This window comes from Variovorax sp. VaC1, from assembly GCF_043658315.1.
In the GTDB taxonomy this organism is placed as follows: Bacteria; Pseudomonadota; Gammaproteobacteria; order Burkholderiales; family Burkholderiaceae_C; genus Variovorax.
The window spans coordinates 866030-879085 of the sequence record NZ_JBIGLT010000002.1 but is presented as its reverse complement, the minus strand read 5'-3'; the positions used below and the strand labels follow the sequence as shown (position 1 = coordinate 879085).

Genomic DNA, 13056 nt, shown 5'->3' with positions numbered 1-13056 from the left:
GTGGGTTGTTGGTGCCCTCGACAGGAATCGAACCTGTATCTGAGTCTTAGGAGGACCCCGTTCTATCCATTGAACTACGAGGACCGAAGGCAGGGCGAGACTTTACCAGTTCGGTTCTGTCAGTCGTACTTCACCGTGTAGATCAGGTCCAGCCCGCTGGTTTGCCCCGCCTGCCCGCGCAGCGTGAGCTTCGTCGTCAGGTCGTAGAAGATGAAGATGGTGCCGAAGGTGCCGCCCAGGCTGCGTTCGTAGGTGACGTAGAAGTCCTTCGACAGCCGCTTGCCCAGGGTCACGGCCGACTCGCGCAGGTCGCCGCCGCTGCCGGGGCCCTTGAAGCCGAGTTCGTCCAGGCCGAAGCGGCTGGCGAGGCTGCCGCCGGAGCCGCTGCCGCCGATCTTGCCCAACAGCGACAGCGCGGCCTGCTGCAGCAGGGCCGACTCGCCGCCGCTGGTGGCCGAGGCGCGGCCCAGGATCACCCAGGACAGCGTTTCGGCGTCGGACAGCGCGGGCTCTGAATACAGCTTGACGCGCGGTGACTGCGCGCTGCCGCTGATCTGCACGCCGGCGCGCTGCGAGATGTTCGGCCGGATCGCGAGGATGTCGAGCGCCGGGTTGTCGTAAGGGCCATTGAAGCGGGCCACGCCGGTTTCCACGTCGAGCTGCTGGCCGTAGGCGCGGTACTGGCCCTTCACGGTCTTGACTTCGCCGGTGATGCGCGGCGGCGCATTCAGCTTGGTGCTGCGGATCTCCAGGTCGCCTTCGAGCCGCGTGGTGATGCCGCGGCCCTGCACCGCGAAGTCGTCGCCCAGGTCGAAGTTGACGACGATGTCCGGGGGCTTGGCGGTCTGCGGCTTGGCAGCCTGGGCATCGGCGCGGGCGGACTCGCGCTTGGCCTCTTCCGCGGCTTCGCGGTCCTTGGCGGCCGAGCGCACGACCACGTCGCTGCCCAGGCTGGGCGCGGTCTCGTCGGGCAGGATGATGACGGCGCGGTCGGTCTTGAGCCTGCCGCGCACGGTGAACTGGCCGCTGTCGAGCTTGGCCTGCAGGTCGCCCGAGAGCGTGACCTGCCGGTCGGTGCGCACCAGCACGCGCAATGCGCGCAACTGGCCTTGCAGGGCCATGCGAATGCCCGATGCGGCGCCGCTCGTGGGGCCCCAGCTCAGCTCGCCGCTGGCCGAGAGCGAGCCGCCGTCGGTGCGGGCCTCGCTGGCCGCGGTGCTGCGGTTGCCGCTCTGGCCGCCGATGCGCGCCGAACTGCCGGCGCCGCCCTTGAGGGTGAACTCGGTGATCTCGACGCGTTCGCCGGTCAGCGTGGCGCGCAGGCGGCCGTCGCGCAGGTCGAGGCCTTCGACGGGTGCGCGCAGCGCGAGCTTGTCGGCGCCGAGGGTGCCGTTCCAGCGCGGCGCGGTGCGGCTGCCAGAGAGCGCGGCGCTGGCGTCGAGCGTGCCGGCGATGCGCCAGCCCGGCGGCGCGAGCATCGACCACACGCCGAGGTTCGGCAGCGTGGCCTTGATGGTGCCGCCCAATGGCGCATCGGCGGCCCATTGCCAGCCACCGGCGCGCTGCTGCACGCGGGTGTTGATGTCGGCATTGATCTGGCCGGCGCGTTCGCTGTCCCAGGCGAGGGTGGCGTGCACCGCGTCGCCTTGCGCGTCGAGCTGCAGCTCGGCCTTGCGTAGGCCCGCCGGGGTGCTGGGAGCCTCGGCGCCGTTGGGGGCCGTGGCGGAATTCATCGTGCGTTCGCTCGCGGTGCCCGTGCCGGTGCTCGTGATGCGGGTGACCAGCGCGGCCTCGCCGGCCTGCACGCGGATGTCGCCGCTCTGGCGTGCGAGCCTTGCCTTGGCGCGCAGCGTGTCGCCGGCATCGATGTCCCAGTCGCCATCGAACATCAGGTCGCCGCTGATGCCCAGGTCGCTCAGTGTCGAGCTGGCGCCCAGCGCGCCGGCCCAGGCCATCGGCAGGCCTTGCATCTGGCCCTTGGACTGCAGGCGGAACACGCGGTTGGGTGCCGTGCCGCTCTGGCTGAAGCGCAGCGGCTGCCAATCGATGCGCACGGTGCCCGGTATCGGGCCGCGCAGCGTGGCGGCCGCGGCGGAGGCTTCGACGTCGAGGCGGCCCGCGTTCGAGCCGCTGCCGGTGCGGATGGTGGCGGTGACTTCGCGGCTCAGCTCGACCACCCACGGATTGCCGGGGCGGGCACTGTCTTGCGCCTGCAGGCGCAGGCTGGCCAGCGCCGCGCGCCATTGGTCATTGCCGGCGATGCCGCCGCTGGCGCGCGTGTCGATGGTGAACTTCTGCGTGCCGGTGGTGGCCTCGCCCTGCAACGTGAGCGCGGCTTGCGCCAGGCTGCCCGCGAGGTCGGCGCGCAGCTCGCGCAGTTGCACCGTGGTGGCGGTGCCGCCGGACGCCGTGGCCGGCAGGTGCAGTTCGAGGCGGGGCACGCCGAGCGCGGCCTTGAGCGTAGGTTCGGTGATGCCGCGCTGCGCCGGTGCGTTCGCGTTCTGCAGCCGGCGCTGGATGGTCTGCCAGCCGCCTTGCCAACTGGCATCGAGCTTCGCGGAGCCCTTGGCACTGGCGTTGGCGAACACGCCTGAAAGCCCCGGCAGGCCTTGCACCCAGCGCTGCAGGGTGTCGGCATCGTCGATGCTGGCCTTGATCTCGCCGCCGCCCGTGGTCGGCGCGATGCGGCCTTCGAGCTGCGCGCCGCCACCCGGCAGCGTGAGGTTCAGCTTGCCGCTGCCGGCCTGCTCGGCCACGCGCACCTGCAGCTTGCCGTCGAGGCTGGCGCGCTGGGCTTCGATGCGCAGTGTGCGCAGGTCGAGCACCTGGTCTTTCCACTGGCCCTGGGCCAGCGCACGGTCGAGCGCGAAGCCCGGCAACGCCTTGCTGCCGGCACCGCCGCCTTCGGCGCGCAGGGCGGCGTCGAAGGTGATGGTGTCTTCGCGCTGTTCCGCCTTGAGCTGGCCGCTGACGGGCGCGCCCGAGAGTTCGCTGTACAGCGCGGCGGGCCGCACGCCGCGCACCGTGGCCTGTGCCTTCCAGGGCGCGGGCGCCGGGCTCCAGCTGCCTGCGGCATCGATGCGGCCGCCGCCGGCGCGCACGGTGGCTTCGGGAATGGTCCAGTTCGTGCCGTCGAAACCGACGCGCGCCTGCACCTGTTCGACCGGCAGCTTCTCCTGGTCCCACGGGCCGGACACGGCGTTGCGGATGTCGGCCGATGCCTTCCACGCGGCCGGGCCGGTGTCGGCATCGGGCTCGAGCGCGACGGTGCCGGTCAGCCGCGTTTCCGGCGCGCCGGGCCACAGGCTGGAGGCATCGACGTTGCGCAGGTCGGCCTTGGCGTCGATCACCGGCTGCGGCAGCCAGGGCGCGATCTGCGCCTGCAGCCTGGCTTCCATCGGTGCTTCGGCGTTTTCTTCGGCGGGCTTGAGCTCGGCCGCAACCTGCAGGCGCGCGGCCTTGCCGGACAGCGTGCCCTTGACCGTGGCGTCGGCCAGCACCTCGATGCTCTGGTCTTCGGCCAGCGGCGCCTTCACGCGGCCATCGAGCGCGGCATCGATCGCCATCGGCGCGGGGCCCTGGAGCTTGACGCGCGCGCTGTAGTGGCCGTCGGCAATGTCCACGCCCTTGACTTCGAGCGCGTGCTCGGCGGCCTTGTAGCTGTAGCTGCCCGCAAGGTTGGTGGCCTGCAGCGCGGGCGGGCCGGCCCAGCGCAGCGTGTCGATGCGAAAGGGCAGTTCCACCTCGACGGGCAGCGTGATCTGCTCGAGCGGCTCCGTGGGCTTGTCGCTCGGCGGGCCGCGGCGTTCGATCAGCACCTGCTTCGCATGCACCTCGCCCAGTTGCAGCTTGCGCTTGAAGAGCGGCGCGAGCTGCCAGCCGATGGTGGCGTCGTCGACTTCGACGGCGATGCTCTCGCTCTGGTACTTGAGCCAGCCGATGTGCCCGCCGGTGCGCAGCGAGCCGGTCACGTCGCGGCTTTCGAGTGACTGGCCGGCAGGCAGCCGTTGCGCCGCCTGTGCCAGTGCGAAGGCCAGCGACTGGTTCGAGCCCAGCCACCACCACGCGCCTGCCGCCAGCAACAGCACCGCCACGAACAGGCCGAGCACTGTCCAGGCCAGCCCGCGCAGCACCCGGCGCGTGCGCGAGCGCCTGGCGACGGGCGGCGTGGCGGAAGGATCGGATTCGGTCGTCATCGCAAAGGCGCCGGGTCAGAAGGTGAAGCCGAGGCGCAGGTGCAGGCGGAACTTCTTCGAGTCCACGCCGTAGGCCAGGTCGGCCTGCACCGGCCCGACCGGGCTGCGCCATCGCGCGCCGACGCCCACGCCCACCTTGGGCTTGAGATCGCCGGGCTTGTCGGCCACGGCGCCGGCATCGACGAACACGACGCTCTCCCAATCGGTGAGCTTGTCCTTGTAGACGAAGGGGCGCTGCCATTCGGCACTGAGCACGCCCAGGTAGCGGCCGGCGACGGTCTGGCCGTCCGAGCGCACGGTGCCGATCTGCTTGTAGCTGTAGCCGCGCACCGTGGTGTCGCCGCCGGTCAGGAACATCAGTGTCGAAGGGATCTGCGCACTGTCTTTCGCCGACACGGCGCCGGCCTCGGCGCGCAGTTGCAGGCGGCTGCGGCGGGCGCGCGTTTCCTTGTCGTCGGCCGAGCCCAGCGGCAGCACGCCGAGCCAGCGCACGTAAGTGCGCGTGAAAGGCGTGCGCTGGCCGGTCAGCGTGTAGCCCGCGGCCAGTTCCAGTGCCAGGCCGTAGCCGCGCGAGGGCGCCGAGTTGCTGTCGAAATAGCGCCCGGTCCAGCCCCAGTTGGCGGTCACGGCCGAGGCCGAGGGCGGCGCGTTGGTGCCGCGGTTCTGGGCGTAGTCGTATTGCAGGAAGTAGCTGCGGTCGATGTGGTCGCTCGACTTGTTGCGCCCGCCGCGCAGCCGGCCGCTGTCGACGATGTAGCTGCCCGATTCCTCGCGCTTGATCTCGCTGCCGGCGAACCAGCGCCAGCCGTCGTCGTTGGGGATCGCGTTCCACTCGGTGCCGAGCGACTTGATGTCGCGGTCGACCGACAGCCGCGAGACGGCGCGCCAGCCGAGCCACGGGATCTGGTTGTGGATGTGGTCGATCGACAGGCGCGGGCCGTTGTCGGTGGTGAAGCCGGCGCCCAGCACCACCTTCTGTAGTGGCGCCTCGCGCAGCTGCGCGATGACGGGCGCGAACTGCGGGTTGCCGCTTTCGGTGTCGAGCGTGAGGAACACCGAGTCGTAGTAGCCGCTGCTGGCCAGCCGCTGCTGCGCGTCGAGCAGCTTCTGCTGGTCGTAGTCGGCGCCGGTGGGCAGGCGGGCGATGCGGCGCGCGCCGTCGGGGTCGTAGCGCTGCAGGCCGCGCAGCACCAGCGGGCCGAACTTGTAGGCGGGCCCCGACTGGTAGGTGACGTTCAGGCGGGCTTCATGGCGGTCGGCATCGACCTCGGCGCGGCTGATCTCGATGTTGCCCGTGGGGAAGCGCTTGGCCGTCAGGCTGCGCAGCGCGGTGGTCTTGGCCTCGTCCCAGGCCTGCTGGGTGAAGGGCTGTCCGGCGCGCAACGCCCAGCCGGTGCGGATCGAGTCGCGCTGGGACTCGGCGGCGGCATCGTCGGCAATGGCGCCGGCGTAGCTGATCTGCACGTTGCTCACCTTGGTGATCTCGCCGGGCGAGACCGTGATGACGATCTCGCGCGGGGCCTTGGTGCTGTCGGGCGTCTCGTTGAGTTCGAGCGTCAGCGTGGGCGTGAAGTAGCCGAGGGTGCCGAGCAGCTCGCGGGCGTTGGCCTCGGCGGCCACCATGAGGCGCGAGATCTCGGTGGCACCCAGGTCGTCGAGTTCGCGGTAGCGCTGGATTTCGAGATGCAGCGCGAGGTAGTCGCGCACGTCCTGCGGGCCGCGCACGTCGACGGTGAAGGCATCGCGGCGCTCGGCCTTGGCCTTGTCGTCGTCCTTGCCGTCTTTGTTGCCCTTGCCATCCTTGGCAGTGCTGTCGGCATCGCCGGCACGCACGAGTCCGGCCACGGGCTTGCCTTCGGTGTCGTCTTTTTTCGGCAGCAAGCTGCAGCCTTGCAAAAGCAGGACGCCTGAAAAAAGCAAAGCCGGCAACCACGCCGGCGCAAAAACGGAAACCACCCTGACCATGGGCGGATTCTGACAGCAAGCCCGGCCGCTTCCTGAAGGCCCGGGCCGCATCGCCGGCTTCGCCCCCGTCCTACTTGGACAGCATGCGCATCGCTTCTTCAAGACCCCGCAAGGTCAGGGGGTACATGCGGTTGGACATCAGCTGCTGCATCACCGCGATGCTCTGGCGGTATTGCCACACGCCCTGGGGCTCGGGGTTGATCCACGCGAACTTGGGGAAGGTGTGCGTGAGCCGCTGGATCCACTCGGCGCCGGCCTCTTCGTTGTTGTACTCGACGCTGCCACCGGGCTGCAGGATCTCGTAGGGGCTCATGGTCGCGTCGCCGACGAAGATGAGCTTGTAGTCCTTGTTGTACTTGCGCAGGATGTCCCAGGTCGCGAACTTCTCGGAGAAGCGGCGCTTGTTGTTCTTCCACATGAAGTCGTACACGCAATTGTGGAAGTAGAAGAACTCCAGGTGCTTGAATTCGGTCTTCACGGCCGAGAACAGTTCTTCGACGCGCTGGATGTGCTCGTCCATCGTGCCGCCCACGTCCATCAGCAGCAGCACCTTGACGTTGTTGTGGCGCTCGGGCCGCATCTTGATGTCGAGGTAGCCGGCGTTGGCCGCGGTCGAGTGGATGGTGTCGTCCAGGTCCAGCTCTTCGTCGTGGCCTTCGCGCGCGAACTTGCGCAGCCGGCGCAGCGCGACCTTGATGTTGCGCGTGCCCAGCTCCTGGGTGTCGTCGTAGTCCTTGTAGGCGCGCTGGTCCCACACCTTCACGGCGCTCTTGTTCTTGCCCGCGCCGCCGATGCGGATGCCCTGCGGGTTGTAGCCGCCGTTGCCGAACGGCGAGGTGCCGCCGGTGCCGATCCACTTGCTGCCGCCCTCGTGGCGTTCCTTCTGCTCCTCGAAGCGCTTCTTGAGCGTTTCCATGAGCTCGTCCCAGCCCATCTTCTCGATCTTGGCTTTTTCTTCGGCGGTGAATTCGCGCTCGAGCGTCTTCTTGAGCCAGTCGAGCGGCACTTCTTTCGTGAAGTCGGTGAGCATCTCGACGCCCTTGAAGTAGGCGGCGAAGGCACGGTCGAACTTGTCGTAGTGCTTCTCGTCCTTCACCAGCGCGGTGCGCGAGAGGTAGTAGAAGTCGTCGATGCCGTAGGCGCCGTCGGAGTTGGGGCCCACCACGTCGGCCTGCAGGGCTTCGAGCAGCGTGAGGTATTCCTTGACCGACACCGGCAGCTTGGCCGAACGCAGGGTGTAGAAGAAGTCGATGAGCATGCGTTGCGCTCCTTGTGTTTGCGTCAGCCGCGCGGCTTGTCGAGCAGGTACAGCAGCTGTGCCTTCACTTCGGGCCATTCGCCCGCGCGCAGGCTGTACATGACGGTGTCGCGGATGGTGCCGTCGCGGCGCATGACGTTCCCGCGGATCACGCCGTCTTTCTTGGCGCCCAGGCGCTCGATGGCGCGCTGCGAGGTGAAGTTGAAGTTGTCGGTGCGCCAGCCCACCACGTTGCAGCCGAGCGTGTCGAAGGCGTGGCTGAGCATCAGCAGCTTGCAGGTGGTGTTGACGTGCGTGCGATGGCAGTGCGCGGCGTACCACGTGTAGCCGATCTCCACGCGCTTCACGGCCGGCAGGATGTCGTGGAAGCTGGTGCTGCCGAGCACGGTGCCCGTGGCTGCGTTGGTGACGGCGAAGGCGAAGCGGTCGGCGGTCTTCTGCGCAGTCTCGATGTAGGCGCGGGTGTTCTCGGGCTCGGGCACCGAGGTGACGCGCAGCTTCCACAGCTCGCCATCGGCGGCCGCGGCGCGCAGGCCTTCTTCATGGTCGAGCGACAGCGGCACCAGCGCGATGTCGCGGGCCTTCAGCGTGACGGGTTCGACGAACGCCATTTTTTCTCCGACTCTCTTCGAGCTTGTGGTGCGGGCTTCAGCCGCGCGGGTCGCCGTACTTGTGCACGTACCAGGCGCGCGCCGCCTGTGCTCCGGCGCCACCACCCAGGCCGACCAGCGCGATGCCGAAGATCTCGCGCTTGCCGTATTCGCTGCCGCCGAACGCGTCGAGGCCCAGCAGCAGCCCGAGCCCGCGGCCGAGCATCGCGCCCACCACGAACAGGACGGCCTGGGCAATGCCCAGCTTCATGAGCTGCTTGGTGGAGTGGGGTTGCCGGCTCATGGGCTCAGCGGTTGTTGCGTTGCATGAAGACGAGCTTCTCAAAGAGCGTCACGTCTTGTTCGTTCTTCAGGAGCGCGCCCACCAGCGGCGGCACGGCGACCTTGTCGTCCTTGCTCTGCAGCGCTTCGAGCGGAATGTCTTCGGCCACCAGCAGCTTGAGCCAGTCGAGCAGCTCGGAGGTCGAGGGCTTCTTCTTCAGGCCCGGCAGATTGCGCACGTCGTAGAAGGTCTTCATCGCGGCCGTGAGCAGCTCCTGCTTGAGGCCGGGGAAGTGCACGGCGACGATGTGCTTCATCGTCTCGGCATCGGGGAACTTGATGTAGTGGAAGAAGCAGCGGCGAAGGAATGCGTCGGGCAGTTCCTTCTCATTGTTGGAGGTGATGAACACCACCGGCCGGTGCTTGGCGCGGATGAGCTCGCGCGTCTCGTAGCAGTAGAACTCCATGCGGTCGATTTCGCGCAGCAGGTCGTTCGGGAATTCGATGTCGGCCTTGTCGATCTCGTCGATCAGCAGCGCCACCGGCTGGTCGGCCGTGAAGGCCTGCCAGAGCACGCCCTTGACGATGTAGTTGTTGATGTCGCTGACGCGCTCGCCGCCGTCCAGGTCCTTGAGCTGCGAGTCGCGCAGGCGGCTCACGGCGTCGTATTCATACAGGCCCTGCTGCGCCTTGGTGGTCGACTTGATGTGCCACTGCAGCAGCGGCAGCCCGAGCGATTGCGCCACTTCCTCGGCCAGCATGGTCTTGCCGGTGCCGGGCTCGCCCTTGACGAGCAGCGGGCGCTTGAGGGTGATCGCGGCATTGACCGCGAGCATCAGGTCCTGTGTGGCGACGTAGTTGTCTGAGCCCTGGAATTTCATGAATGAGACGGAGGCTGGGGGTGGAGAAAAGAACACACTCGACACGCGTTGTGCAGCCTCAGGGTTGGCCTGCACAGGGATCTGGAAGACCCCTGCATATAATCGAATGTTGATTCGAAAAACTGTACTCTCCACGAGATTGTGCGCGCAAAATGAACAAGTTGTTGACCACGATGTTTGCCCTTGCTGTCGCTTGCGTGACGCTCTCGGCACAGGCCCAGCAAGTCACTGGCAAGGCCCAGGACGGCGCCAAGAAGGTTGCGATGTGCGTGGGCTGCCACGGCATCATCGGCTACCAGGCCAGCTTCCCAGAGATCCACAAGGTGCCCAAGATCGCGGGGCAGAGCGCGGCGTACATCACGTCGGCCCTCACGGCCTACAAGGGCGGTGACCGCAAGCACCCCACCATGCGCGCCATCGCCGACACGCTCACCGAGCAGGACATCGCCGATCTCGCCGCCTACTACAGCCAGCTCGGCCTGAAGGAAGGCGACGCACCGCCGGCCGCCCTCGCCCAGGCCACGCCCGACAACATCCTGGCCCTGGTCACGAAGGACAAGGACAACAGCTGCACCAAGTGCCACGGCGCCAATTTCAACACGCCGAACGACGGCACCGTGCCCAAGCTGGCCGGCCAGCATGCCGACTACCTCTTCGTCGCGCTCAAGTCGTACCGCGTCAAGAACAACCCGCACCTGGGCCGCTCGAACGCGGTGATGGGCCAGCAGGTCGAGCCGAAGAAGTTCACCAACGCAGAACTGAAGACGCTCGCCACCTACATCAGCTCGCTGCCCGGCGAACTGAAGACGGTGCCGGAGTCCCGTATTCACCACGGCGCTGAATAAAGCAAGCCCTGCATACCCTTAGAAAAAAAGCCCGCGCATGCGGGCTTTTTCTTTGGCGCAACCGATCGACCGACCGACTGACTGGTCGGCCTCAGTGGCCCGTCACTCCACCGCGGACCACGGCCTGTCCGCTGTGCGGATGCACCATCTGCTTGACCACCAGCGCCACCGCCGCAATGAGCGCCGGCACCGCCAGCACCGCGAAGATCTGGCCGAAGCCCAGATGCCGCGTCGCCAGTTCGGCAACGAGGTAAGAGCCCGCGATGCCGCCGAAGCGGCCCAGGCCGAGCATCCAGGCGATGCCGGTCGCGCGCCCCTGGGTCGGGTAGAAGGCCGCGGCCAGCGCGGGCATCGACGACTGGGCCGTGTTCATCAGCGTTCCACCCAGGAACACCGTGACCACCAGCGCGCCCACGTTGCCCAGCGACTGGCCGATGAAGTACACGGTGACGGCGGTCAGCGCATAACCGGTCGCGATGATCTTGTTGGCGTTGTAGCGGTCCATGAGCCAGCCGAAGGCGATGGCGCCCACGCCGCCCAGCGAGAACAGGGCCGAGATGACCGTGGCCGTCTGCGGTGGCACGTTGGCCTCGCGGAACAGGATCGGCATCCAGTTGATCATGGCGTAGAAGATCACCAGCCCCATGAAGTAGGCGATCCACAGCATCACCGAGCCCACGATGTACGCGGGCGACAGCACCACGCCGATGCCACTGGTGGCCTCTGGCGCGGGGCCTTGCGGGTTCTTCTCGCTCATGGTGAACGTGGTGGCCCGCGACGCGCCGTCGGCGATGCGGACCAGCACCGCGCGGATGCGCTCGGGGCTGAATTTCTTCGCGACCATGTAGCGCACCGACTCGGGCAGCAGCCACAGCATGAGCGCCACCAGCACCAGCGGGGCGACGCCGCCCAGCACCAGCACGCTGCGCCAGCCCAGGTGCGGGATCATCCATGCCGCCAGGAAGCCGCCGCAGGCCGCGCCCAGCGGGAAACCGCAGAACATGGTGTTGGTGATGGTCGCGCGGCGATGCTCGGGGCAGTACTCGCTGGTCAGCGTCACCGCATTGGGCATGGCCGCGCCCAGGCCAAGGCCGGTCACGAAGCGCAGGCCCACCAGCTCCGACAGGCTGCCCGAGAACGCCGAGGCCAGGCAGCCCAGGCCGAACACCAGCACCGCACCCACCAGCACGCGCTTGCGGCCCAGCCGGTCGGCCAGCGGACCGGCCGCCAGCGCGCCGAACGCAAGGCCGAACAGCGCCGCGCTCAGCACCGGCGCGAGCGCCATCTTGCTGGCGCCCCATTCGCCGGCCAGCGACGGCGCGATGTAGCCGATGGCCGAGGTGTCGAACCCGTCCAGCAGCACCACGAGAAATGTCAGCGCGAAGATGCGCCACTGGAAAGCCGAGAAGGGGTGCCGGTCCAGGAAGGCCTGGACATCCAGCGAGCCGGTTGTCTGTTGCATGCGTTGCTCCGATGTAGGAATGGTTTTTTGAGTGGCGCGATGAAGAAAAAGCGCGGCAGCCCCTGGCTGCCGCGCTTCGCGGAAAGAGAAAGAAAAAAGAGTCCGGCGATCGGGCCGCTCTACATGGCGGTCAGATGTCGAAGAAGGCCGTCTCGTCCGCACCTTGCATGCGGATGTCGAAGCGGTAGGTCACCGCGCCGCCGTGTTCCACGCGCTCTGCGATCAGCGTGTGGCGGCGGTCCGCGGGCACGCTGCCGAGCACCGCATCCTTCGCGTTGGCCTCGGCCTCGTCGCTGAAGTACACGCGCGTGAACGCATGCAGCAGCATGCCGCGCATCAACACGATCACGTTGATGTGCGGTGCCTCGCCGGGTGCTTCGGCGCCGGGCTTCACGGTGTGGAACACGAAGCGGTTGCCCTCGGCGGTGCCGGTGCCGACGCGGCCGAAGGCCCGGAAGCCCATGGCGCGTGCCTCGTCGGGCGTTTGCGGATAGCGGCCTTCGCCATCGGGTTGGCTGATCTCGACCAGTGCGTCGTTGATCGGGTTGCCGTCGCCGTCGATCACGCGGCCTTCGAGGCGGATGCGTTCACCGGTGGCGTTGTCCAGCGCCACGACGGCATCGAAGGGCTGGTTGAAGTCGTAGCCGTACTGCGTGGCGGTGAGGCCATAGGCGAAGTAGGGGCCCACGGTCTGGGAAGGGGTCTGGCCGAAGTCGGCTTCCTGTGCGCTCATCAACATGGTGTGTGTCTCCTTCGGTTCAGCGGTTCTCGAACGGCGTTTCATCGGCGCCGCGCAGCACCATGTCGAACTGGTAGCCCAGTGCGTAGCCTTCTTCGGTGATGTCGAGGCTGAAGTCGGCAACCAGCCGGTTGCGATAGCGCTCGGGCGTGCCGGTGACCATCGGGTCGTACTGCAGCAGCGGGTCGCCGGGGAAGTACATCTGCGTGACGAGGCGGCTGGCAAAGCTCTGGCCGAACAGCGACAGGTGGATGTGCTGCGGACGCCATGCGTTCGGGTGGTTGCCCCAGGGGTAGGCGCCCGGCTTGATCGTGAGGAAGCGGTAGCGGCCTTCGCTGTCGGTCAGGCAGCGGCCCGCGCCGAGGAAGTTGGGGTCGAGCGGCGCGTCGTGCTGGTCGACCTTGTGCACGTAGCGGCCCGAGGCGTTGGCCTGCCACAGCTCGACCAGCGTGTTGGCCACCGGGCGGCGGTGCTCGTCGAGCACCTGGCCGGTAAGGATCATGCGTTCGCCCAGCGGCTCGCCGTTCTTGCGCGCGTTGCGCGTGAGGTCGTGGTCGAACTCGCCGATGCTGTCGTGGCCGTACACCGGCTGCTGCAGCTCGCCCAGCGAGGCCTTCAGCGGAATCAGCGGCTTCAGCGGGCCGCGCTTGGCGGTGGACTTGTAGCCCGGGTAGACGTAGCTGGGGTGGGCTTCCCAGTCGCGCGGGGTGAGGGTGGCGTGCGGGCCCTGCGGGGCCTTGGTCTTGGTCAACATGTGCGTTGTCTCCTGTCGTGGGACGAATCCGGAAGCCCAGACTTTAGAAGTGCCATTCGATGATGTAAATTGAAGATTGATCCA

10 protein-coding genes and 1 tRNA gene are annotated in these 13056 nt (G+C 67.8%); 1 reads left to right on the top strand and 10 read right to left on the bottom strand.

What is annotated here, in order from left to right; translation table 11 throughout:
* Positions 1-9: 9 nt before the first annotated feature.
* The 7 genes from ACGLHS_RS11050 to ACGLHS_RS11020 all read right to left on the bottom strand — a co-directional run bounded on the left by ACGLHS_RS11050 (position 10) and on the right by ACGLHS_RS11020 (position 9172).
* A tRNA-Arg gene (locus tag ACGLHS_RS11050) sits at positions 10-84 on the bottom strand.
* 35 nt (positions 85-119) lie between these two features.
* Complete coding sequence (locus tag ACGLHS_RS11045; RefSeq protein ID WP_394479535.1) at positions 120-4196, bottom strand: translocation/assembly module TamB domain-containing protein; 4077 nt, start codon at positions 4194-4196, stop codon at positions 120-122.
* Between the two features lie 15 nt (positions 4197-4211).
* Positions 4212-6161 (bottom strand): autotransporter assembly complex family protein, encoded by a 1950-nt coding sequence (locus tag ACGLHS_RS11040; RefSeq protein ID WP_394479533.1) that lies wholly within the window; start codon positions 6159-6161, stop codon positions 4212-4214.
* Between the two features lie 70 nt (positions 6162-6231).
* The gene (locus ACGLHS_RS11035; protein ID WP_394479531.1) at positions 6232-7419 is read right to left on the bottom strand and encodes a VWA domain-containing protein; all 1188 of its coding nucleotides are present in this window, start codon (positions 7417-7419) and stop codon (positions 6232-6234) included.
* A gap of 23 nt (positions 7420-7442) precedes the next feature.
* The gene (locus ACGLHS_RS11030) at positions 7443-8030 is read right to left on the bottom strand and encodes a GNAT family N-acetyltransferase (protein ID WP_394479529.1); all 588 of its coding nucleotides are present in this window, start codon (positions 8028-8030) and stop codon (positions 7443-7445) included.
* A gap of 37 nt (positions 8031-8067) precedes the next feature.
* Positions 8068-8313: a hypothetical protein gene (locus ACGLHS_RS11025; RefSeq protein ID WP_093246710.1), complete on the bottom strand. Its 246-nt coding sequence runs from the start codon at positions 8311-8313 to the stop codon at positions 8068-8070.
* Between the two features lie 4 nt (positions 8314-8317).
* Entirely contained in the window at positions 8318-9172 is an 855-nt protein-coding gene (locus ACGLHS_RS11020; RefSeq protein ID WP_093246711.1) for a MoxR family ATPase, read from the bottom strand.
* Between the two features lie 152 nt (positions 9173-9324).
* On the opposite strand from ACGLHS_RS11020, the gene ACGLHS_RS11015 reads away from it, so the two are divergent.
* Entirely contained in the window at positions 9325-10017 is a 693-nt protein-coding gene (locus ACGLHS_RS11015; protein WP_093246712.1) for a cytochrome c, read from the top strand.
* 91 nt (positions 10018-10108) lie between these two features.
* Here the strand turns inward: ACGLHS_RS11015 and ACGLHS_RS11010 are convergent, their stop codons facing one another.
* The 3 genes from ACGLHS_RS11010 to pcaH all read right to left on the bottom strand — a co-directional run bounded on the left by ACGLHS_RS11010 (position 10109) and on the right by pcaH (position 12972).
* Entirely contained in the window at positions 10109-11479 is a 1371-nt protein-coding gene (locus ACGLHS_RS11010) for an MFS transporter (protein ID WP_394479526.1), read from the bottom strand.
* Positions 11480-11609: 130 nt separating this feature from the next.
* On the bottom strand, positions 11610-12218 hold the full coding sequence (gene pcaG / locus ACGLHS_RS11005) for a protocatechuate 3,4-dioxygenase subunit alpha (RefSeq protein WP_394479524.1): 609 nt from the start codon (positions 12216-12218) through the stop codon (positions 11610-11612).
* 19 nt (positions 12219-12237) lie between these two features.
* Positions 12238-12972 carry a protocatechuate 3,4-dioxygenase subunit beta gene (pcaH, locus tag ACGLHS_RS11000; RefSeq protein ID WP_394479522.1) on the bottom strand — a complete coding sequence of 245 codons (735 nt, stop codon included), beginning with the start codon at positions 12970-12972 and terminating at the stop codon, positions 12238-12240.
* Between the last annotated feature and the right edge of the window lie 84 nt (positions 12973-13056).